Genomic DNA, 22,521 nt, shown 5'->3' with positions numbered 1-22,521 from the left:
ACAAAATAAATTACCTAGTTGAGAGAGGGAACAGCCCCCCCAAACCCCCCGTGCACGGGGGGCTAGGGGGGGATGGAACAGGGTGGAGGATGTGTAATTAATTTTGTTTAGGTACTTAGAATAGTAAGAAACATTTGGTGCACCGTCTCTTGCTATTCAACTGAGCTATAATAAAAACAGGAAATTTTAATCCCTATCACTCATTATGGTTGATATTACTATCGCTATTCCTACCTATAATGGCGCGACCCGTTTACCTGCGGTTTTAGAAAAATTGCGATCGCAAACCGGAACAGAACAGATCAACTGGGAAATCTTAATTGTTGATAATAATAGCACAGATCATACCGCAGAATTAGTTAAAAATTATCAACATAATTGGTTAGATAATGTTCCTTTAAAATACTGTTTAGAAACAGAACAAGGGGCAGCTTTCGCCCGAAAAAGAGCAATTAAAGAGTCGGAATCTTTGTTGATTGGCTTCTTAGATGATGATACTATTCCTGACTTAGATTGGGTGGAAAAAGCCTATAATTTTGCTCAAGAACATTCTCAAGCTGGCGCATTTGGAAGTCAAATCCATGGGGTTTATGAAGTAGAAACCCCGACTAATTTTAATCGGATTTCTGGTTTTTTTGCTATTACTGAACGGGGAGATAATCCCCATTTATATGAACCCAATCTGAAGATGTTACCGCCTTCTGCTGGGTTGGTGGTGCGTCGTCAAGTTTGGGTCGAAAATGTACCGGAAAAAACATTTTTAACTGGACGTTCTAGTCAATCTATTTTGAATAGTGAAGATTTAGAAGCGATCATGTATATTCAAAATGCTGGGTGGGAAATTTGGTATAATTCAGAAATGCACCTCTATCATCAAATTCCCAAACAACGATTAGAAAGGGAGTATTTATTATTTTTGATGCGGAGTACGGGGTTAGCACGGCATCATATTCGGATGTTACGGTTAAAACCTTGGCAACGGCCGTTATTATTTCCCATAGGGTTAGCCAATGATATTAGAAAAGCGATCGCTTATTATCTGAAACATCGAAAAGAATTAAAAACTGATGTGGTGACAGCCTGTGAACTGGAATTTTTAAAAAGTAGTGTGACCAGTCCTTTTTATTTGTGGAAAACATCTTATCTAAAAAAATTATGATCGATTTTACTGTTGTGATTCCCACCTATAATGGTGCTAGTCGTGTTCTCGATGTTTTAGAAAAATTGCGATTGCAAACCGGAACAGAAAATATCACTTGGGAAATTATTGTTGTTGATAATAATAGTAATGATCAAACGGCTGATGTAGTTCAGAATATGATCATATCTTGGCAAGAAATTTTTCCGCTAAAGTATGTATTTGAAGCGAAACAGGGAATTGCTTTTGCCCGACAAAAAGGAATAGAAGAAAGTCAAGGAGAATTAATTGGGTTTCTTGATGATGATAATTTCCCTAATTCAGATTGGGTTTTACAAGCCTATTTATTTGGTCAAGAACATCCTAAAGCTGGAAGTTATGGGGGGCAAATTCATGGTATTTATGAAGTTAAACCACCTGAAAACTTTAAACGTATTGAACATTTATTATTAGCTATTCGAGAAAGCGGTGATCAACCCTTTTTATTTTGTCCAGAACAGTTAAAATTACCATCAGGTGCGGGGTTAGTTGTGCGTAAACAAGCATGGTTAGATCACGTTCCTTTGCAACTCGTGAATACGGGACGAGGGGGAAATGATTATGAAATTTCCTTAAATTTATATAAGGGAGGTTGGGAAATTTGGTACAACCCAGAAATGCACCTTAATCACTATATCCCTTCTGATCGTCTCGAAAAAAAATATTTATTATCTCTGGCTTCTTTATATGGTTTAAAATCCTGTGAATTTAGAATGTTAATCACGCCTAAATGGAAAAAAACAATAACATTTTTTAAAGTTATGTTAGGAGGTATTAAACGTTATATTAAACATCAAATTAAGCATAAAAAAGATATTGAAATTGATATCGTTGCTGCTTGTGAATTGGAGTTTTTTCGAGCGAGTGCTATCAGTCCTTTTTATTTTTTACAAAAAGTTATATTCAAAAAATCTTAGTTTTCTCAGGTGAAAACAACTGAATACTAAACAATCTTTTTTAAGGTAGATAAGATTTTTTTGGCGATTGACGGTGGAAATAAAGCAATAATTAAACTTTTAAAAAGAATGATCAGACAAAATCTCCATTGTTGTAAAGCGGAGGAATCATATCTAATATAATTGAATAAAAATCCGATGGTAGCACGACCCTTTTCTGGGGAGGGATATCCTTGTAAAGCACGATCAATAAAATACTTATAAATTTTGGCTAAACTTTGTTTTTTTAAATGCTGTAATGAGGGAGGGGCTTGTAAAAAGGCTTTTTCAATAACCGCTACACATTGTTTTTCTTGTCGGAGTATTTGAGATGAAATAGAATTGGGAGACATTCGATAAAATACCTGAACCAAAGGAACTGCTACAAAATGATAATGAGCCGCTAAACGAATATATAAATCTCGATCTTGTCCCCCCAATAGGGATTGATCAAATCCTCCAACTTCTGCAAAAGATTCTCTATGAATTAAAGGATTAGAACCATTTTCTAAAAAATTTTGAACTAATAATTCAGGATAAACGTCTCCATTAAAAGTTAGATGTCTACCGAATTTTAAAAAGTTCCCTGACTCGTCAATATAATCTGTCCAGCTATAGGCTACAGACGCTTGAGGATGGCTTTTTAAAGCATTATATTGAGCTTCTAATTTATCATAAGTCCAAAGATCATCGGCATCTAATAAAGCAATATATTCACCTTTGGCAACATCAAATCCTCGGTTTCTACTGACAGCCGCCCCAGAATTAGGATAGGAAAAAATCTTAATTCTAGGATCATTAATACCAGAAACAATATCTAAAGTCAAGTCCGTTGAACCATCATTAATTACGATAATTTCAAAGTTTTGAAAGGTTTGATTTAAAACGGAATCAATGGTTTGTCGAATCGTTTTTTCTGCATTATAGGCGGGAATAATAACAGAGATAATAGCCATAGTTATAAAACTTAAAATAATGTTGAAAAAATTAATGAAATATCCAGCCAATAACTAGAAAATCTATAGTAGATTAACTTTATATTTTATTTTATCAAAATATTTTCGATTGTAAGCCTCAAATTATGAATTCTCAAGACATTGCACCTTGTACCAAAATTAAAATTTTAATGCTACCAGATTTTCGCAACGATAACCCCTATCAATCCCTACTTTCCCAAGGGTTAGCACAAGAACAGATTCAAGTTGAATTTTGGTATTATTATCTAAACTATTTTCCAATTTTAAGAGGTGTTTTAAAAAATCAACCTCCTGCGGTTGATATTGTTCATTTGCACTGGTTAGATTTTTATATCAATGCACCGAAAAAAGGATATAAATTTCTGGCTTGTATCAAATTTTTATTGGATATTATTTTAGTTCGGATGTTGGGAGTTAAAATTGTTTGGACAGTTCATAACCAAGTTTCCCATGATGATAAATTTTCAGAATTAGAATCTTGGACAAGGGAGATTTTATCAAAGTTAGTTAATGGGATTATTTTTCATAGTTATTCCAGTTTGAAATTAGTAGAAACTGACTCTAAATTTAATAGCCAAAAAGCCATTGTTATTCCCCATGGTCATTATCGAGAGGTTTATGGGGCTTCTGTTAATTCAATTGACGCTCGCAAACAGTTGGGATTACCCTTAACAGGTCGGATTTATATGAATATTGGCTTCCTCAAACCCTATAAAAAAATAGAAAAATTGATTGATATTTGGAAAAACAATCAAGATATTTTTGCTGATGATACCTTGGTGATTGCGGGGAGACCTGTTAACCATTCTTATTATTTAGAATTACAGGAACTTTCTAAAGATATCCCTGGATTAATTCTGATTCCAAAGTTTATTGAATCTAGTAAAATCCATCTTTTTTTCAGTGCTGCGGATGTGGTTGTGTTTCCTTTTGAAAAAATCTTAACATCAGGAAGTTTAATTTTAGCTATGTCCTATAATAAACCTATTATTGCACCGGATTTAGGTGGAATTGCTGAAACTTTGGGAGTTGCTAGTCAACTTTTATATAACCCTAATGATGAACAAGGTTTACTAAAGGCATTACAACAAAGCACCACGATTGATTTACAAGCTTTAAGTATATTAGTTAAACAGGAATGTGATGCTTTAGATTGGGGCTTAATTGCTCAAAAAACGGCACAGTTTTATCAAGATATTCTAGGTAAAAGTTAATTAATCTTGAGATATCAATTTTTGAATTAAGGGTTGAATTTTATCAGCAACCGCTTCCCAAGAATATCTAGTTTTAACTAAATTATAAGCGTTATCAACACAGTTTTTATACAGGGTAGGATTCGACCAAAATTGATTAACAGCATCAACCATTCCCTCGACTGTATCATCAATTAATAAATGTTTTTGAGTTTCAACTTCTAGCCCTTCAGCCCCTTTTGTGGTACTAACAACGGGACGACCAGCGGCAAAGGCTTCTAATATTTTTAAGCGAGTTCCTCCCCCTTTAAATAGAGGAGTAATTACCACACTAGCTGCTGCTAAATAGGGTTTAACATCTTCAACTAATCCTGTCCATAAAATTCCAGGTTCTTTTTGTGTTGCGGCTGTTAAAGCTGGGGGGGAATTTTTCCCGACAATAATTAATAAAGTATTAGGATAAAGCTGTTTAATTTTAGGATAAAACTCTTGAGTTAAAAATTGTGCTGCTTCGACGTTGGGAGGATAACTAAATGTCCCAATAAAAATCAAAGTATGGGGGTTAAATTGAGCCTGAAAAGCTGGAGTACATTGACCATTACGCACAGTTTCATAGTTAGTTACATTGATTCCATTTGGGACAACATAAGGATTGAGTTTATGTCCGTATCGCTGTTGTAGTTTATCAGCATCGGATTGACTACACACCCAAATTTGATCGGATTTGTATGCAATTTTTCTTTCCATTGATTGAATATAATTTTTTTGTAAGTTCATCTTGATTTTGGGTAAAAACTCTATAATTTGATGAATTTTTTGCTCAAATAAATCCGCTTCTATGTTATGTTCATCAAAGATAATTTTACAGGGATAACCTTGAACAACTCGAAGGTAACGACATAACCATAAATGCTCAAAAACTACTATAGAAGGCTTTAAATCTTGAAGAATTTGTTTTAATAATTCGACAGCAGGTTGAGTATAAAACCAGTCAATATAAGAATATCTCCAGGGTTGTAACACCGATAAACGACGTTCTAAGCGTTCTTTTAAAGGACGTTTTTGCCCCAAATCATAGTGATACCAATTTTCAATCCCGGGTAAGGTTTTTTCCGGTGGTTGTCCTTTGAAAATAGACAATACAGCCACATCCCCATATTGTTTCATCAGGTTAATATTCTGCCAATTACGAAGGGGCGCTCCGGCTCTGGGGGGATAGGGTAAATCAAGGGTAATAAATAGTGTCCTTGCTGAAGTATTTAGCATTAAATTTAACCTCCGATGATGACAATTCGCCTAAACAAATTGTATAATATAAATTACCCTAAAGCTATCAGTAGAGGTCTGGCTTCCGTTGAAACATTCTTACCCCCGATTATTTCTAGTTGGCTGTCCCCGGTCAGGAACAACGCTATTACAAAGTTTATTAGCGGCTCATTCTCAAATTGCCTCTTTTCCTGAATCCCATTTTTTCCGCTATTTATTGGGAAATCGTTCAACTTGGCGGAGAAAATTGAGAATTCCTTCTCCTTTAGCTCGACAACGATTTGACCAATTTTTAGTAGAAACAGGTCATCCCGAATTGGAACGATATTTACCCAAAACGGCGGTTTTTACTATTCAGTATATCAAGGGATTTATTCGAGTTTTAGATGAATTAACCCAACAACAAGAAAAAAGCCTATGGTTAGAAAAAACCCCTGGAAATTTATATTATATTAGCTATATTGAAAAACGAGTTGAAGGTGCAAAATTTATTCATTTGGTTAGGAATGGGGCCGATGTTGTCACATCCCTTTATGATGTCACTCACCAGTATCCTGAAGACTGGCGAGGGGCTTGGGATTTAGACCGTTGTATCAGACAATGGATTAATGATGTTCGGTTAAGTTTGAACCATCTCCATAAACCCAATCATATCCTAGTTCAATATGAACAATTAATTGATAATCAACTTTTAGTTTTATCTGAACTTTGCGATTTTATTGGCGTAAAATATGAACCTACAATGTTAGAGAATTATCAGAAAGTTGCTGAAAACGTAATCTTACCCTTTGAATATTGGAAGGTTTCCGTCCAACAGGGAATTTATAATACCTCTGGTCAAAAATTCAATCAATTGTTTAATGAAGAACAGAAACAGTATATTCTACAACAACTCTCAACAGCAAATTTGGAATTTAGCGAAAAATTAGCTAAATTGCAGATGCGGAAATCCGAATCAACTTTGGGGCGGTGATCCATCCCTAGTAAGGGAACAGCGATCGCACACAATCTAAATACAACCATGATTTTATAGATAACCTGACATCACTATGACTGTACTTGAACAGGGAACGATTACAATCCATACCGAGAATATCTTCCCGATTATCAAAAAATCCCTCTATACAGACCATGAAGTCTTCCTGCGGGAACTGGTTTCTAACGCCGTTGACGCCATCGCTAAACTGAATATGGTGTCGCGGTCTGGGGAATATTCCGGGGATGCGGGCGAACCCGAAATCACCATCACCCTCGATAAAGACAACAAAACCCTCTCCATCACCGATAATGGCATCGGGATGACCGCCGAGGAAGTCAAAAAATATATTAACCAAGTCGCCTTTTCCAGCGCCGAAGAATTCATCGAAAAATATCAAGCCAACTCTGACCAGTCTATCATCGGTCATTTTGGTTTAGGGTTTTACTCCTCCTTCATGGTAGCCCGTCAAGTCGAAATTGATACCCTGTCCTACAAAGAGGGTTCCCAAGCCGTCCACTGGATTTGCGATGGTTCTCCGGTATTCAAACTGGAAGACTCTGGCCGCATCCAACGGGGAACTACTATTACCCTGACTTTGATGGATGAGGAAATCGAATATACCGAACCCTCCCGCATCCGTCAATTAATTAAAACCTATTGTGATTTTATGCCCGTCCCGATTAAGTTGGACGGCGAAATCATCAACCGCCAAAAAGCACCCTGGCGGGAATCTCCTAATAATTTAACCGAAGAAGATTATTTAGAGCTCTATCGCTATCTTTATCCCTTCCAAGAAGAACCCCTATTATGGGTACATCTGAATACGGATTATCCTTTTATTGTGAATGGGATTCTGTATTTTCCCAAACTCAAACCCGATGTGGATGTCACCCAGGGCAATATTAAACTGTTCTGTAATCAAGTCTTTGTCAGTGACCACTGCGAAGATATTATCCCCAAATTCTTGATGCCATTACGGGGGGTTATTGATAGTACGGATATTCCTTTGAATATTTCCCGCAGTGCTTTACAAACTAATCGCACCGTCCGTAAAATTGCCGATTATGTAGCGAAAAAAGTCGCTGACCGTCTGAAAGAATTATATCGGGATAACCGCAAAGAATATATCCGTTGTTGGCAAGATATCGGCACCTTTGTTAAGTTTGGTTCCCTCAACGATGACAAGTTTAAAAAACAAGTTGAGGATATTCTGATTTGTCGTACTAGCTATACCCCCCCCAACCCCAGGGCTGTTTCAAAGTCAGGTGAAAAAGAGTAAAGAAAGAGCGATCGCCACCTGATAAAATGGAGAGCGATCACCATTTTTTTCTAAAATAAAGATGCTAACAAGTTTAATAGAAAATTTAAAAGAAGTCAAGGATTTCCGAAAAAATCAGGGAAAAAGGTATAGTTTATGGGAAGTGCTATTAGTAGTAGTTTTAGGGGTGATGTCAGGGCATCAAGGATATCGAGAGATGGAATATTTTGTCAAAGCCAACGAAGTTATCCTGAAAAGAACATTCAATATCTATAGCCAAGGAATGCCATCTTATTCAACAATAAGGAGGGTGATGAGAGGAGTAGACGAGAAGGATTTAAGCAAAATAGTAAAAGAATGGTCAAGAGAGAATTCTCCTAAATTAAAGGGAATAGAGGGATTAGCAATAGATGGAAAAAGTTTAAGAAGTACGGTAAAAGACCCAGGCAATCAGCAGCAAAACATGGTAATAATGGTATCTCTATTTAGTCAAGAAACCGGATTAGTATTAGCGACGGAAAAGTTCGAGAGTAAAACCGGTTCAGAACAAGCTGTAGCCCAAGGGATAATAGAAGAATGTGGTCTAAAAGGAAAGTTAATAACTGCGGATGCGTTACATTGTAATGTCACCACAGTCCGAAAGATTATCGAGAGTGAAAACGATTATTTAATCGCGGTTAAAAAGAATCAAATCAAACTGTATAATTCAGGTAGAAAGGTGGGGATACAGAGGAAAAAAGCCTTATAGAGAAACGGTTTATTATATAAGTAGTATCTGGGAAAAGGCGGATTTTTTTTCCAAAAAAATTAAAGGGCATTGGGGGATTGAGAATCAAGTTCATTGGGTAAAAGATGTGTTATTTAAAGAGGATAGTATGAAAATTCATCAAGTACAAGCCGCGACTAATTGGGCACTGCTCAACACCCTAGGATTGAATATTTTCAGAGGTTTAGGATTTTTGTCAATAACAGAGGGAAGAAGGTGGTTAGGAAATCATTGGGAGAAATTAGTGGCTATCTCTTAATCCGAAGGTTAAAAATGAAAAAATAGAGCAATTAATTTAGGAAAAATAGATAAAAATCGGGAATGTAAGTCTTACTCCATAGGGAATAAGAATATTTATGCTGCTTAGATAATACCTCCTATAATTAATATTAATATAGCAATTATATGAAATATTAATTATTCGGAAAATAGCTATCATGTTTGAGAATTATGACCCAAAAGTAGGCTATAATTTTCAAACATGAAACAGCCCTGCCCCCAACCCCCCCCTTACCAAGGGTGGGGCTATTGAGGACTCCACTTCTAATCCCCCCCTTACCGAGGGGGACACCACTTCTAATCCCCCCCTTGATAAGGGGGGGCTGGGGGGGTCAACTCCGCAGGGGTCAACGGAGGATGGGCCTGTTGCCGTTCCTACCCAAGTCCAAGTGCAAACCGAAGACGGGGATGTTTGGCAAGATGTTGCTTCTCCAACTTCTGATAATACCGACGAAAAAGGTCGTTACTACACCACCTTAAGCGAATATCTCGAACGCAATAAAGAACGCCATGAAAATCGGGTATTTTATTGTACCGATGAAACAACTCAAGCCACTTATATTCAGTTACATACCAGTCAAGGGCTAGAAGTTTTGTTCTTCGATTCCTTTATTGATAGTCATTTTATTAGTTTCCTAGAACGGGAACACACTGATGTTAAGTTTGCCCGGGTGGATGCGGAACTAGATGACAATTTAATTGCTAAGGATAATAGTCCTGAAATTGTTGATCCTAAAACCAATAAAACCCGCAGTGAAATCATTAAAGACCTGTTTACCGCAGCTTTAAACAAGCCTAAATTAACGATTCGGACTGAATCCTTGAAATCCGAAAATACCCCGCCCGCGATGGTATTATTGCCGGAATTTATGCGACGGTTACAGGATATGACAGCCCTGATGCAGCAACAAAAAGTTGAATTTCCAGAGGAACATATTCTGTTAATTAATATTGCCCATCCGTTAATTCAGAATTTAGTGAATTTGAGTCAAGGGGCGATTATTCAAGAAGGTGGTGAATCTCCTTCGACGGAATTAGCGAATATGATTTGTCATCATGTCTATGACTTAGCTTTAATTGCTCAAAAAGGCTTTGATGCTGAAGGGATGAAGGACTTTGTAGAACGTTCTAACCAAGTATTAACGCGGTTAACAACCCACTGAGATGACGGTAAAAAACGCTAGTAGAGGTAATTCATGAATTACCCCTACATATAGGGTTACATCCCCAAATTTGCGTAAGTCCTGAAAGAGTAAAAAGTTAGCGATCGCAGCCTGATATAGCAGGGAACAGCCCCCCCAAACCCCCCGTGTACAGGGGGCTAGGGGGGGAGGGAACAGGGTGGAGGATGTGTAATTAATTTTGTTTAGGTACTTAGAATAGTAAGAAACATTTGGTGCACCGTCTCTTGCTATTCAACTGAGTTATAATAAAAACAGGAAATTTTAATCCCTATCACTCATTATGGTTGATATTACTATCGCTATTCCTACCTATAATGGCGCGACCCGTTTACCTGCGGTTTTAGAAAAATTGCGATCGCAAACCGGAACAGAACAGATCAACTGGGAAATCTTAATTGTTGATAATAATAGCACAGATCATACCGCAGAATTAGTTAAAAATTATCAACATAATTGGTTAGATAATGTTCCTTTAAAATACTGTTTAGAAACAGAACAAGGGGCAGCTTTCGCCCGAAAAAGAGCAATTAAAGAGTCGGAATCTTTGTTGATTGGCTTCTTAGATGATGATACTATTCCTGACTTAGATTGGGTGGAAAAAGCCTATAATTTTGCTCAAGAACATTCTCAAGCTGGCGCATTTGGAAGTCAAATCCATGGGGTTTATGAAGTAGAAACCCCGACTAATTTTAATCGGATTTCTGGTTTTTTTGCTATTACTGAACGGGGAGATAATCCCCATTTATATGAACCCAATCTGAAGATGTTACCGCCTTCTGCTGGGTTGGTGGTGCGTCGTCAAGTTTGGGTCGAAAATGTACCGGAAAAAACATTTTTAACTGGACGTTCTAGTCAATCTATTTTGAATAGTGAAGATTTAGAAGCGATCATGTATATTCAAAATGCGGGTTGGGAAATTTGGTATAATTCAGAAATGCACCTCTATCATCAAATTCCCAAACAACGGTTAGAACGGGATTATTTATTATTTTTGATGCGAAGTACGGGGTTAGCACGGCATCATATTCGGATGTTACGGTTAAAGCCTTGGCAACGGCCGTTATTATTTCCTCTAGGGTTAGCCAATGATATTAGAAAAACGATCGCTTATTATCTAAAACATCGAAAAGAATTAAAAACCGATGTGGTGGCAGCCTGTGAAATGGAATTTTTAAATAGTAGTGTGATCAGTCCTTTTTATTTGTGGAAAACATCTTATCTAAAAAAATTATGATCGATTTTACTGTTGTTATTCCCACCTATAATGGTGCTAGTCGTGTTCCCGATGTTTTAGAGAAATTGCGATCGCAAACCGGAACAGAAAATATCGCTTGGGAGATTATTATTGTTGATAATAATAGTAATGATCAAACGGCTGATGTAGTTCAGAATATTATTGCATCTTGGCAGGAAGTTTTTCCGCTCCGGTATGTGTTTGAAGCGAAACAAGGTATTGCTTTTGCCCGACAAAAAGGAATAGAAGAAAGTCAAGGAGAATTAATTGGGTTTCTTGATGATGATAATTTCCCTAATTCTGATTGGGTTTTACAAGCCTATTTATTTGGTCAAGAACATCCTAAAGCGGGAAGTTATGGGGGGCAAATTCATGGTATTTATGAAGTTAAACCACCGGAAAATTTTAAACGTATTGAACATTTATTATTGGCCATTCGAGAAAGTGGTGATCAACCCTTTTTATTTTGTCCAGAACAGTTAAAATTACCATCAGGTGCAGGCTTGGTTATTCGTCGAGAGGCTTGGTTTAATCATTTTATTCCTGAGTTAGTTGATACAGATCGAGGCGATAATGATTATGAAATATCGATTCATTTTTATAATCAAGGTTGGGAAATTTGGTATAATCATAAGATGCACATAAACCATTATATTCCTGGTGAACGGTTAGAAAGAAAATATTTATTAAGTTTAGCAGATCGCTATGGGTTATCTACCTTTAAGTTTCGAGCAATGCTGGTAAAAAATCGGCAGAAACCCATGATTGCTGTGAGAGTATTTTTAGGAAGTATGAAACGAGTGATGCAACATTTGTTAAAATATAAACATCATGTTAATATCGATCTAGTAACAGCCTGTGAATTAAGATTTTTTTGGAAAAGTGCTTTAAGTCCTTTTTATACTTTGAGCCATTATTTAATTGACAAAAAATAATATTATGACTTTAATTTCTGTGATCATTCCTGTTTATAATGGAGAAAAAACGATCAAAGAGACTATTTTATCTGTTCTTAATCAAACCTTTAAAAATTGGGAATTAATCATAATTAATGACGGTTCTACTGATTCTACAATCGAAATCATTGCTCAAATACAAAACACTAAAATTCGAGTATTTAATTGTGAGAATGCCGGTTTAGCTAAAAGTAGAAACCGAGGTATTGATCAGGCTCAAGGTGAATATATTTCTTTTCTGGATGCCGATGATTTGTGGACTCCAGACAAATTAGAAGCACAGTTTCAAGCGTTACAAGAGAATCCTCAAGCAATGGTTGCTTACAGTTGGACAGACTATATTGATGAGTCAAGCCAATTTTTGTATTCTGGAAGACAGATTACAATTAATGGCGATGTTTATCAACATTTATTAGTTAATAATTTTTTAGAAAATGGTTCTAACCCATTAATTCGTAAACAAGCTTTAAATCATGTGGGAGAGTTTGATACATCTTTAAAAGCAGGAGAAGATTGGGATATGTGGCTGAGATTAGCAGCACTTTATCAATTTGTAGCGGTTCCACTCCCTCAGATTTTATATCGAGTTTCTACTCGTTCAATGTCCTCTCAAATTAAAAATCAAGAAAGAGAATGTTTAAAAGTTATTGAAAAATCTTTTGAACAAGCACCTGAGTCTTTACAGCCTTTAAAACGAAAGACTTTAGCAGAACTATATAAATATCTAATGTGGAAAATTTTTCAGCAGCAGCCGAATCATAAGCAAGGTTTGATTTTAATGGAATATCTCATTAATTATTCTACCCATGAGCCTGAATGGAAAAAAGAAATAAAATTCATCTTGATCATGTTTATAAAAAGTTTAATAACCTTAATTTTACCTTCTAGGTTTTCCCAAAAAATTCTTAAAAAAGATTAGTTATATTAAGAAGTTAATCAACTATTTTGGGTCGAAAAAACATGAGTATTATTTTAATAGTTACACTCATAATAATTTTGGGTTTTAATAATAATTCTGGTTTATATTTGCAATATTGCCATAAACAGTAGGCAGCTATTCCAGCATTCTGCCGTGAAGGAGAGTCTTCAATGGCTTTAAAAGTAAGGTATTTATATATATTCGCAAGGCTTCTTTTTTTGAGAGGTTTTAATGAATCAGGAACTTTGCTAAAAGCTTGTTCAACAACCTTTTTACTAGCTGTTGCTAGCCTTAAAACATTAGCAGATGCTGATTGTGAAGATTGTCTATATAAGATTTGAGGTCTAGGAATCGTAATAAACTGATATTTTTTTGCCAGTCTAAGCCACATATCCCAATCTTCAGCAGGAGTAAAATCAGGATTAAAATTACCAACTTCAACTAAAGCTTGACGACGAATTAAAGGATTAGAGCCATTTTCAAGTATATTAACGACTAATAAGTTTGGGTAAGCATCTCCATTGACTGTTTTGTGACTACCACACCGTAAAAACTGGCTTGATTCATCAATATAGTCTGTCCAACTATAAGCAACCGCGGCTTCAGGATGATCCTGCAAAGCTTGGTATTGCATTTCAAGCTTGTCTGGTGTCCAAAGATCATCAGCATCCAAAAATGCAATATACTTACCCTTAGCATGAGTCATGCCACGATTGCGACTAACAGCTTGATTCCCATTAGGATAGGAGAAAAACTTAATCCGAGAATCATTAATACTGGAGATGATATCTAAAGTTGAGTCAGTGGAACCATCATTGATTATAATTAATTCAAAATCAGTAAAAGTTTGATTTAATACTGATTCAATTGTATAATAAATTGTTTTTTCTCCGTTGAACACTGGAATAATAACTGAAATTAGAGGCATATTTTTTAATCAAGAGTAGTTTCAATCAATGATGTTATTACACCAATATTTTTAAGAATACCATATTTATTGAGGATAGTTTTAGCTTGTTGTTTCGGTAAAAAAACTCCGTAGACCCATCATTAATAACAATTAATTCCCAGTCTATAAATGTTTGATTCAAAACAGAATTAATGGTTGATTGGATGGTTTTTTCGGCATTATAGACCGGAATAATTATAGAAATCATTGACATCAAGTAATAGAAACTAACAGAAAATTACATAACCGAAGCCAGCACTTGATCATAAAGACATTCTAGTTTAGCAGTATTTATTTTTACATTGAATTCTTGTTCTATTCTTTTGCGTCCCGCCATCGCAAATTTTTGTCTTAATATAGGGCTTTTAGCTAAATCTAAGATATATTGACTTAGTGTTTTCCAATCTTTTTCTGGGATCAAAAACCCGGTTTCACCCTGAATAATAACTTCAGGTATTCCTGCATGAATGGAACTAATAACGGGTAATTGCATCGCTTGAGCTTCCAGTATTGTTATCGGTAAACCTTCACAAGTACCTCGCTGATCTAAAAAACTAGGAGCGCACATTAACAAGGAACGATTCATCCATGTTTTCACTTCAGCAGAAGATTGTACTCCTAAAAATCGATAACGTTTGAGTAAACGTGCAGCTTGTTGTTCTAAAGCTAGTCTTTGTTCTCCGTCCCCAATAATAACTAATTCTAGTTCAGGCATAACAGACTGTACTTCTGCCATTGCTCGAATTAAGTCATCACAGCCTTTATACTTAACTAATCGCCCAACAAACAAGACAATAGGCTCACGACAAATGCTAGATTGAGGTAAAAAATGATCAACATCTACTCCAATATATTGAACAATGACTTTATTTTCAGGACAACCCAACTCAATACATCGAGAACGAATGAAGTTAGAAACGGCAATACAAGTATGAGCTTGTCTAAATAACTTTTTCTGAAAATTCCTAAAGACTGGAGGCCAGATTCCTTGACCATAAAGCCACACTAAATCATCGTTAGTTCTATTGCTGGATGTAACATCATGTCCATGACAAGTGAGAATTAACGGAATTTTCAAACGGGACATTAACGGTAATGCCCAAATCCCATCTGTTGCAAAATGGGTATGAATTAAACAGGGTGATAGTGCTTTTAAACGTTCAGACCAATTCCCATAACCCCACCCCGTTAGCAAATAAAAAAATCTTCTATTTGTGGTGACTTTAGCCTGATCGCTCAACACTAAGGTTCGCTCTGGTGGTAAGGGATATCTTAGTCCTTTAAAACGACCACTCCCTATATAGAAACCTTGATAAGATGAAAAATTTTCTACCTGAGCAGGAATAAAAGTTTCTGAGTAAGGGAGCAGTGCATCTCGATAAATTAAAACGGTTTTCTTCATGTTTTCAATGATGCTAAAATTAACAATAGTGTCAACTCGGATTTGTGAATTACTTGATTTATGGAAAAATCGCCGATTTTTATCGTGGGTTGTGATCGATCAGGAACAACCTTACTGAGACTGATGCTGATTCAAAGCCCGATTCTCCACATTCCTCAAGAGTCAATGTTTGTCTATTTGTTAGAGAGAAAGTCTGAGAATTACGGGGATTTGACACACCCTTATCAACGTTGGTTTTTGATCAGAGATTTACAAACTAACCCAGCTACTCCTGAATCTTTTACATTTCCTATTTTTAATCTAACTCTGGAAGAAGCGGAACGAGCCATCTTTGAGGTAACACCAACTCATGTTTCCGGTGCCATAGAAGCCTTATTTCAAGCTTCTGCTTCTAAACTAAATAAACAACGATGGGGAGATAAATCGCCCCGCCATGTTAAGTATATCCCACTTTTAGCAGAATCATTTCCTCATGCAAAATTTGTTCACATCATTCGAGATGGTCGGGATGTCGCAATCAGTATCCGTAAAGCCAAATGGGTCAGTAATAATATGCAAGAAGCTGCCACTTATTGGAAACAACGGGTGCAAGCGGGGAGATTAGGAGGATCAACACTATCAAAAGATCGCTACTATGAGGTCTATTATGAGCAACTGGTCTATGAACCCGAAAAAACCTTAAAGGAATTATGTCAGTGGCTTAACCTTGACTACACTGCACAAATGTTAGAATACTATAAAGGAGCGCAAGATCGGATATCAGAACAACATAAAAGTTTATTTCAATTAATTGATCAACCCATTGACCCATCACGAGTATCTGCTTGGAAGCGCTCACTATCTGCTTTAGAAATAGCTGACTTTGAGAGTGTGGCGGGTGATTTGCTGGTTGAACTGGGTTATGAGATCACAGGGTTGAAAATCCCTCTCCCCGTGCAAGCAATCCGCACCTTGCGAAATAATTTAGGGGCACTATCCTATAAGCTGCGTAGATTTTTTTCAAAAATCTAACGATTTACTTCTTTTCATTAATACGGAAATCCGAATCAACCTTTGGGCGGTCATCCATCCCTAGTAAGGGAACGGCGATCGCACACAATCATAAATAACAACTCTAATTTTATAGATAACCTAAGATAGCTATGACTGTACTCGAACAGGGAACCATTACAATCCATACCGAGAATATCTTCCCAATTATCAAAAAGTCCCTCTACACCGACCATGAAGTCTTCCTGCGGGAACTGGTTTCCAACGCCGTTGACGCCATCGCTAAACTGAATATGGTGTCCCGGTCTGGGGAATATTCCGGGGATGCGGGCGAACCCGAAATCACCATCACCCTCGATAAAGACAACAAAACCCTCTCCATCACCGATAATGGCATCGGGATGACCGCCGAGGAAGTCAAAAAATATATTAACCAAGTCGCCTTTTCCAGCGCCGAAGAATTCATCGAAAAATATCAGGCCAACTCTGACCAGTCTATCATTGGTCATTTTGGTTTAGGGTTTTACTCCTCCTTCATGGTCGCCCGTCAAGTCGAAATTGATACCCTGTCCTACAAAGAGGGTTCCCAAGCCGTCCACTGGATTTGCGATGGTTCTCCGGTATTCAAACTGGAAGACTCTGGCCGCATCCAACGGGGAACTACTATTACCCTGACTTTGATGGATGAGGAAATCGAATATACCGAACCCTCCCGCATCCGTCAATTAATTAAAACCTATTGTGATTTTATGCCCGTCCCGATTAAGTTGGACGGCGAAATCATCAACCGCCAAAAAGCACCCTGGCGGGAATCTCCTAATAATTTAACCGAAGAAGATTATTTAGAGCTCTATCGCTATCTTTATCCCTTCCAAGAAGAACCCCTATTATGGGTACATCTGAATACGGATTATCCTTTTATTGTGAATGGGATTCTGTATTTTCCCAAACTCAAACCCGATGTGGATGTCACCCAGGGCAATATTAAACTGTTCTGTAATCAAGTCTTTGTCAGTGACCACTGCGAAGATATTATCCCCAAATTCTTGATGCCATTACGGGGGGTTATTGATAGTACGGATATTCCTTTGAATATTTCCCGCAGTGCTTTACAAACTAATCGCACCGTCCGTAAAATTGCCGATTATGTAGCGAAAAAAGTCGCTGACCGTCTGAAAGAATTATATCGGGATAACCGCAAAGAATATATCCGTTGTTGGCAAGATATCGGAACCTTTGTTAAGTTTGGTTCCCTCAACGATGATAAGTTTAAAAAACAAGTTGATGATATTCTGATTTGTCGTACTACCTATACCCCCCCCAACCCCAGGGCTGTTTCATGTTTGAAAATTATAGCCTACTTTTGGGTCATAATTCTCAAACATGATAGCTATTTTCCGAATAATTAATATTTCATATAATTGCTATATTAATATTAATTATAGGAGGTATTATCTAAGCAGCATAAATATTCTTATTCCCTATGGAGTAAGACTTACATTCCCGATTTTTATCTATTTTTCCTAAATTAATTGCTCTATTTTTTCATTTTTAACCTTCGGATTAAGAGATAGCCACTAATTTCTCCCAATGATTTCCTAACCACCTTCTTCCCTCTGTTATTGACAAAAATCCTAAACCTCTGAAAATATTCAATCCTAGGGTGTTGAGCAGTGCCCAATTAGTCGCGGCTTGTACTTGATGAATTTTCATACTATCCTCTTTAAATAACACATCTTTTACCCAATGAACTTGATTCTCAATCCCCCAATGCCCTTTAATTTTTTTGGAAAAAAAATCCGCCTTTTCCCAGATACTACTTATATAATAAACCGTTTCTCTATAAGGCTTTTTTCCTCTGTATCCCCACCTTTCTACCTGAATTATACTTTGAATATGTTCCCAAGGGCTTTCAATTTTTATCGAATTTTTAAACACTGATACCCGACGAGTTATTTCTCGTCCATGACCCCTCTCTTTTTGAGTATCTATACTTTCAGCTTTCGTCGTTTTTGTAATTTTTTCAATTTGATTATACAGTTTGATTTGATTCTTTTTAACCGCGATTAAATAATCGTTTTCACTCTCGATAATCTTTCGGACTGTGGTGACATTACAATGTAACGCATCCGCAGTTATTAACTTTCCTTTTAGACCACATTCTTCTATTATCCCTTGGGCTACAGCTTGTTCTGAACCGGTTTTACTCTCGAACTTTTCCGTCGCTAATACTAATCCGGTTTCTTGACTAAATAGAGATACCATTATTACCATGTTTTGCTGCTGATTGCCTGGGTCTTTTACCGTACTTCTTAAACTTTTTCCATCTATTGCTAATCCCTCTATTCCCTTTAATTTAGGAGAATTCTCTCTTGACCATTCTTTTACTATTTTGCTTAAATCCTTCTCGTCTACTCCTCTCATCACCCTCCTTATTGTTGAATAAGATGGCATTCCTTGGCTATAGATATTGAATGTTCTTTTCAGGATAACTTCGTTGGCTTTGACAAAATATTCCATCTCTCGATATCCTTGATGCCCTGACATCACCCCTAAAACTACTACTAATAGCACTTCCCATAAACTATACCTTTTTCCCTGATTTTTTCGGAAATCCTTGACTTCTTTTAAATTTTCTATTAAACTTGTTAGCATCTTTATTTTAGAAAAAAATGGTGATCGCTCTCCATTTTATCAGGTGGCGATCGCTCTTTCTTTACTCTTTTTCACCTGACTTTGAAACAGCCCTGCCCCCAACCCCCCCCTTACCAAGGGTGGGGCTATTGAGGACTCCACTTCTAATCCCCCCCTTACCGAGGGGGACTCCACTTCTAATCCCCCCCTTGATAAGGGGGGGCCGGGGGGGTCAACTCCAGACGATGCCACTGGGTCAACGGAGGATGGGCCTGTTGCCGTTCCTACCCAAGTCCAAGTGCAAACCGAAGACGGGGATGTTTGGCAGGATGTTGCTTCTCCAACTTCTGATAATACCGACGAAAAAGGTCGTTACTACACCACCTTAAGCGAATATCTCGAACGCAATAAAGAGCGCCATGAGAATCGGGTATTTTATTGTACCGATGAAACAACTCAAGCCACTTATATTCAGTTACATACCAGTCAAGGGCTAGAAGTTTTGTTCTTCGATTCCTTTATTGATAGTCATTTTATTAGTTTCCTAGAACGGGAACACACTGATGTTAAGTTTGCCCGGGTGGATGCGGAACTAGATGACAATTTAATTGCTAAGGATAATAGTCCTGAAATTGTTGATCCTAAAACCAATAAAACCCGCAGTGAAATCATTAAAGACCTGTTTACCGCAGCTTTAAACAAGCCTAAATTAACGATTCGGACTGAATCCTTGAAATCCGAAAATACCCCGCCCGCGATGGTATTATTGCCGGAATTTATGCGACGGTTACAGGATATGACAGCCCTGATGCAGCAACAAAAAGTTGAATTTCCAGAGGAACATATTCTGTTAATTAATATTGCCCATCCGTTAATTCAGAATTTAGTGAATTTGAGTCAAGGGGCGATTATTCAAGAAGGTGGTGAATCTCCTTCGACGGAATTAGCGAATATGATTTGTCATCATGTCTATGACTTAGCTTTAATTGCTCAAAAAGGCTTTGATGCTGAAGGGATGAAGGACTTTGTAGAACGTTCTAACCAAGTATTAACGCGGTTAACAACCCACTGAGATGACGGTAAAAAACGCTAGTAGAGGTAATTCATGAATTACCCCTACATATAGGGTTACATCCCCAAATTTGCGTAAGTCCTGAAAGAGTAAAAAGTTAGCGATCGCAGCCTGATATAGCAGGGAACAGCCCCCCCAAACCCCCCGTGCACGGCAGGCTAGGGGGGGAGGGAACACCGGGGGAAAACACTTTACCGTCTGGGTTCCAAGATCCGTCTGGTGTCTTAACTGCCTTGGCGGTTGCTATAAAATCAAGAGCGATCGCTTGCTTTTTACAAAAATTTTGAATTTAAAATGATAATTAAAGCTGAAATTTAAGTTGGTCAAAAAGATCAGCGTTAATAGGCGATGTTGCTAGAATGGGATACTTAACACCACCCCAAATACTACCCGATCGCACCCGATACAATGCTAATAATTCAGGAATTTTCGGGGAAATAAAAACTTGTGGGGGTGCAAGTTGATCGAGTAATCGCGCCCGTTGGTATTGAATTGATTGTGATAAAGCAATATCTAAATTTTTAGCTAAGATTTGTGGACTTTCTACAACTTGATCGAGTAATAAAATATAGTGAGGTGGATTGGCAACTGGAACTAAGCTTTTAAAGCAGGTTTCTGGAATATTTAATTGCGCTAAAATATCACAAACAAAGCTTTCTTGTAGCTTTTCGCCTACTAGATCGCTGATGGCTTCCTGTCGTCCTAAAAACTCAAAACAAGGAGTGTGATGATATATCCCCGACACGCGAATGCGATCGCCAATTCGATAACGATATAATCCTCCCTTTTGTGATAGAATGATTGTATATTTCTGCCCAACACTAAGTTCGTGTAGTTGATAAAAGCAACCCTGATCATCTTCAAATTCAAAAAAAACTTCATCAAGGACGGGAACATATCCGTTAGCCTCGATTAACGGAATTGTCATTGGGGCTTCTGTGGCTAATAAACCTTTACCTTGAACGAAGACATTAGGGAATTGTAATTGCAACCCCTTCGCCCCATCTCCTGAATTAGCAGCATCCCAACAGGAAATCAGCTTTAAATTAGACCAAAGTTTTTGCCAAGAAATCTGAGGTTCTGTGAGTAATTGTAGACGTTCACTTGATATCTTTTTCTGTAATTCTTTTGACAATAATTCCTGATTTTCTTGAATATAGTTTAAATGTGTTTTAAGAAAACTAGGACTCCAAATCGAAATAATTTCGAGTTGTTCAGCTTGTAATAGTGCTAAAGAAAGCTGATGTTTAAATTGCTGGTAATTCTGCAAACTTTCCAGTTTTTCTGGCATGACTAACCAAGGATGCAAAAACCAGCGCAACCAATTATCTAAGTAATCTAAATCATTTTGCAAAGAGAGGGAATTATTGAATTTAGAATCGAGGGAATCTAATTGAGGTGAAATACAAGCATAGAGTTTACCTGTGGAAAACTTAGGGCCATTTTGTATTAAATCATACGCCCATACACAAAACATTTGATTGAAGGATTTTCGCAGCGATCGCGTGTAAGGAATCCATTTAACTGCACCGCTACTTCCAGAGGTTTTTTCATAAAATAAAATGGGTTCTGGTGTCAGTGAAATTCGCTTTTGTTTAGAGTTTTGTTTTCCTAAAATCCAAGGTTTAAGTTGATCATAATCAACGATTGGAACCTGATGCCAATCTGCTACAGAGCGAATGTTTAAAGATTTGCCGTACTCGCTTTGAATCAAGCGATCGCAAATTTCTATTTGCACCAATTGTTGTGCCGCTTGCGGGTTATCTAATGCTTGATAAAATCGCCGAAAACTTGGGGCTAGAAGTTTCCCAAATAGTTGAATAAATTGACGCATTATTTTACTTTTTGATTGGGATAAAGGTTAGTATCAACAGGCATATAAACACCATTTTCAATAATTACTCCGGGCGCAATATGCGATCCAGCACCGACAAAAACATCATTGCCAATTTTGACTTTTTTGACATACAACATTAAGTTGTGTTTACGGGGTTTAATAACATGAGAATAAATGCCAACTCGATGTCCAATTACAACGCGATCGCCAATTTCTAACAAACCGCGATCGGCAATTTCTAGTCCCGGTGTCCAGTATATATTTTGCCCGATTTTCGCTCCCCACAATCGCAACCAACCGGAAAATACGCCTGGAATTAATCGCAATACAGCCTCTAAAGCTGGAATTGCAATATAAATCACCTGAATTTGATGGCTACCCCACCAATGGCTATATTCTTTTCCCTGTAAATAACTAATCCCTTCTTTAATCGGATAAATCCACTGATGTAATTGATAAATAAAAACGGGCAAACCATAAAGAGAAAATAATACAGCCAAAGCACTAAAAATGC

16 protein-coding genes and 5 pseudogenes are annotated in these 22,521 nt (G+C 37.2%); 13 read left to right on the top strand and 8 right to left on the bottom strand.

Annotated features, from left to right (window positions below; translation table 11 throughout):
* The first annotated feature begins 205 nt into the window (after positions 1-205).
* Both hpsE (NMG86_RS12380) and hpsE (NMG86_RS12375) read left to right on the top strand, forming a co-directional pair.
* The gene (hpsE, locus tag NMG86_RS12380) at positions 206-1,159 is read left to right on the top strand and encodes a hormogonium polysaccharide biosynthesis glycosyltransferase HpsE (RefSeq protein ID WP_043937033.1); all 954 of its coding nucleotides are present in this window, start codon (positions 206-208) and stop codon (positions 1,157-1,159) included.
* Positions 1,156-2,094, top strand: a complete 939-nt coding sequence (gene hpsE, locus NMG86_RS12375) for a hormogonium polysaccharide biosynthesis glycosyltransferase HpsE (RefSeq protein WP_052338703.1) — start codon at positions 1,156-1,158, stop codon at positions 2,092-2,094. The genes hpsE (NMG86_RS12380) and hpsE (NMG86_RS12375) overlap by 4 nt, the downstream gene beginning before the upstream one ends.
* 26 nt (positions 2,095-2,120) lie before the next feature.
* Here the strand turns inward: hpsE (NMG86_RS12375) and NMG86_RS12370 are convergent, their stop codons facing one another.
* A complete protein-coding gene (locus tag NMG86_RS12370) occupies positions 2,121-3,068 on the bottom strand; it encodes a glycosyltransferase (RefSeq protein ID WP_026797756.1) in 948 nt (315 codons plus the stop codon).
* A gap of 125 nt (positions 3,069-3,193) precedes the next feature.
* Here NMG86_RS12370 and NMG86_RS12365 point away from each other — a divergent pair, with 125 nt between their 5' ends.
* The gene (locus NMG86_RS12365) at positions 3,194-4,303 is read left to right on the top strand and encodes a glycosyltransferase (protein ID WP_026797755.1); all 1,110 of its coding nucleotides are present in this window, start codon (positions 3,194-3,196) and stop codon (positions 4,301-4,303) included.
* On the opposite strand, the gene NMG86_RS12360 is transcribed toward NMG86_RS12365, so the two are convergent.
* On the bottom strand, positions 4,304-5,548 hold the full coding sequence (locus NMG86_RS12360) for a glycosyltransferase family 4 protein (RefSeq protein ID WP_026786703.1): 1,245 nt from the start codon (positions 5,546-5,548) through the stop codon (positions 4,304-4,306). It abuts the gene before it with no gap.
* An 88-nt stretch (positions 5,549-5,636) separates the two neighbouring features.
* Between NMG86_RS12360 and NMG86_RS12355 the strand changes: the two genes are divergently transcribed.
* The 7 genes and pseudogenes from NMG86_RS12355 (at position 5,637) to NMG86_RS12325 (ending at position 13,123) form a co-directional block, all read left to right on the top strand.
* Positions 5,637-6,521: a sulfotransferase family protein gene (locus tag NMG86_RS12355; RefSeq protein ID WP_043937037.1), complete on the top strand. Its 885-nt coding sequence runs from the start codon at positions 5,637-5,639 to the stop codon at positions 6,519-6,521.
* A 76-nt stretch (positions 6,522-6,597) separates the two neighbouring features.
* Positions 6,598-7,764: pseudogene (gene htpG, locus NMG86_RS12350) on the top strand (molecular chaperone HtpG); the annotation flags it as partial.
* Positions 7,765-7,867: 103 nt separating this feature from the next.
* Positions 7,868-8,810: pseudogene (locus NMG86_RS12345) on the top strand (ISAs1 family transposase).
* A 400-nt stretch (positions 8,811-9,210) separates the two neighbouring features.
* Positions 9,211-9,993: pseudogene (locus NMG86_RS12340) on the top strand (molecular chaperone HtpG); the annotation flags it as partial.
* A 301-nt stretch (positions 9,994-10,294) separates the two neighbouring features.
* On the top strand, positions 10,295-11,248 hold the full coding sequence (hpsE, locus tag NMG86_RS12335) for a hormogonium polysaccharide biosynthesis glycosyltransferase HpsE (RefSeq protein ID WP_087882172.1): 954 nt from the start codon (positions 10,295-10,297) through the stop codon (positions 11,246-11,248).
* Positions 11,245-12,183 (top strand): hormogonium polysaccharide biosynthesis glycosyltransferase HpsE, encoded by a 939-nt coding sequence (gene hpsE / locus NMG86_RS12330; RefSeq protein ID WP_071783083.1) that lies wholly within the window; start codon positions 11,245-11,247, stop codon positions 12,181-12,183. Before hpsE (NMG86_RS12335) ends, hpsE (NMG86_RS12330) begins: the two co-directional genes overlap by 4 nt.
* A 4-nt stretch (positions 12,184-12,187) precedes the next feature.
* Positions 12,188-13,123, top strand: coding sequence for a glycosyltransferase (locus NMG86_RS12325; RefSeq protein WP_026798667.1), 936 nt, complete (start codon positions 12,188-12,190; stop codon positions 13,121-13,123).
* A 13-nt stretch (positions 13,124-13,136) separates the two neighbouring features.
* On the opposite strand, the gene NMG86_RS12320 is transcribed toward NMG86_RS12325, so the two are convergent.
* Genes NMG86_RS12320 through NMG86_RS12310 form a run of 3 tightly spaced genes read right to left on the bottom strand, consistent with a single transcriptional unit; the run spans position 13,137 to position 15,474 of the window.
* Positions 13,137-14,051: a glycosyltransferase gene (locus NMG86_RS12320; protein ID WP_026797753.1), complete on the bottom strand. Its 915-nt coding sequence runs from the start codon at positions 14,049-14,051 to the stop codon at positions 13,137-13,139.
* Between the two features lie 37 nt (positions 14,052-14,088).
* Positions 14,089-14,280 (bottom strand): glycosyltransferase family 2 protein, encoded by a 192-nt coding sequence (locus NMG86_RS12315; protein ID WP_026797752.1) that lies wholly within the window; start codon positions 14,278-14,280, stop codon positions 14,089-14,091.
* A gap of 30 nt (positions 14,281-14,310) precedes the next feature.
* Positions 14,311-15,474 carry a glycosyltransferase gene (locus NMG86_RS12310; protein WP_026797751.1) on the bottom strand — a complete coding sequence of 388 codons (1,164 nt, stop codon included), beginning with the start codon at positions 15,472-15,474 and terminating at the stop codon, positions 14,311-14,313.
* A gap of 60 nt (positions 15,475-15,534) precedes the next feature.
* Here NMG86_RS12310 and NMG86_RS12305 point away from each other — a divergent pair, with 60 nt between their 5' ends.
* Positions 15,535-16,485, top strand: coding sequence for a sulfotransferase family protein (locus NMG86_RS12305; protein WP_026797750.1), 951 nt, complete (start codon positions 15,535-15,537; stop codon positions 16,483-16,485).
* A 131-nt stretch (positions 16,486-16,616) separates the two neighbouring features.
* Positions 16,617-17,786 (top strand): annotated as a pseudogene (gene htpG / locus NMG86_RS12300) (molecular chaperone HtpG); the annotation flags it as partial.
* A gap of 241 nt (positions 17,787-18,027) precedes the next feature.
* On the opposite strand, the gene NMG86_RS12295 reads toward htpG (NMG86_RS12300), so the two are convergent.
* Complete coding sequence (locus NMG86_RS12295; RefSeq protein WP_026795269.1) at positions 18,028-19,119, bottom strand: ISAs1-like element ISPlr1 family transposase; 1,092 nt, start codon at positions 19,117-19,119, stop codon at positions 18,028-18,030.
* Positions 19,120-19,387: 268 nt separating this feature from the next.
* On the opposite strand from NMG86_RS12295, the pseudogene NMG86_RS12290 reads away from it, so the two are divergent.
* Positions 19,388-20,170 (top strand): annotated as a pseudogene (locus NMG86_RS12290) (molecular chaperone HtpG); the annotation flags it as partial.
* Positions 20,171-20,471: 301 nt separating this feature from the next.
* Here the strand turns inward: NMG86_RS12290 and NMG86_RS12285 are convergent.
* Both NMG86_RS12285 and NMG86_RS12280 read right to left on the bottom strand, forming a co-directional pair.
* Positions 20,472-22,004 (bottom strand): GH3 family acyl-acid amido synthetase, encoded by a 1,533-nt coding sequence (locus NMG86_RS12285; protein WP_026797748.1) that lies wholly within the window; start codon positions 22,002-22,004, stop codon positions 20,472-20,474.
* Positions 22,004-22,507: a DapH/DapD/GlmU-related protein gene (locus tag NMG86_RS12280; RefSeq protein WP_237747608.1), complete on the bottom strand. Its 504-nt coding sequence runs from the start codon at positions 22,505-22,507 to the stop codon at positions 22,004-22,006. The genes NMG86_RS12285 and NMG86_RS12280 overlap by 1 nt, the downstream gene beginning before the upstream one ends.
* Positions 22,508-22,521 lie beyond the last annotated feature (14 nt).

It is taken from the genome of Planktothrix rubescens CCAP 1459/22 (assembly GCA_904830895.1).
Taxonomy (GTDB): Bacteria; Cyanobacteriota; Cyanobacteriia; order Cyanobacteriales; family Microcoleaceae; genus Planktothrix; species Planktothrix agardhii.
This window is presented reverse-complemented; position numbering and strand designations above follow the sequence as displayed.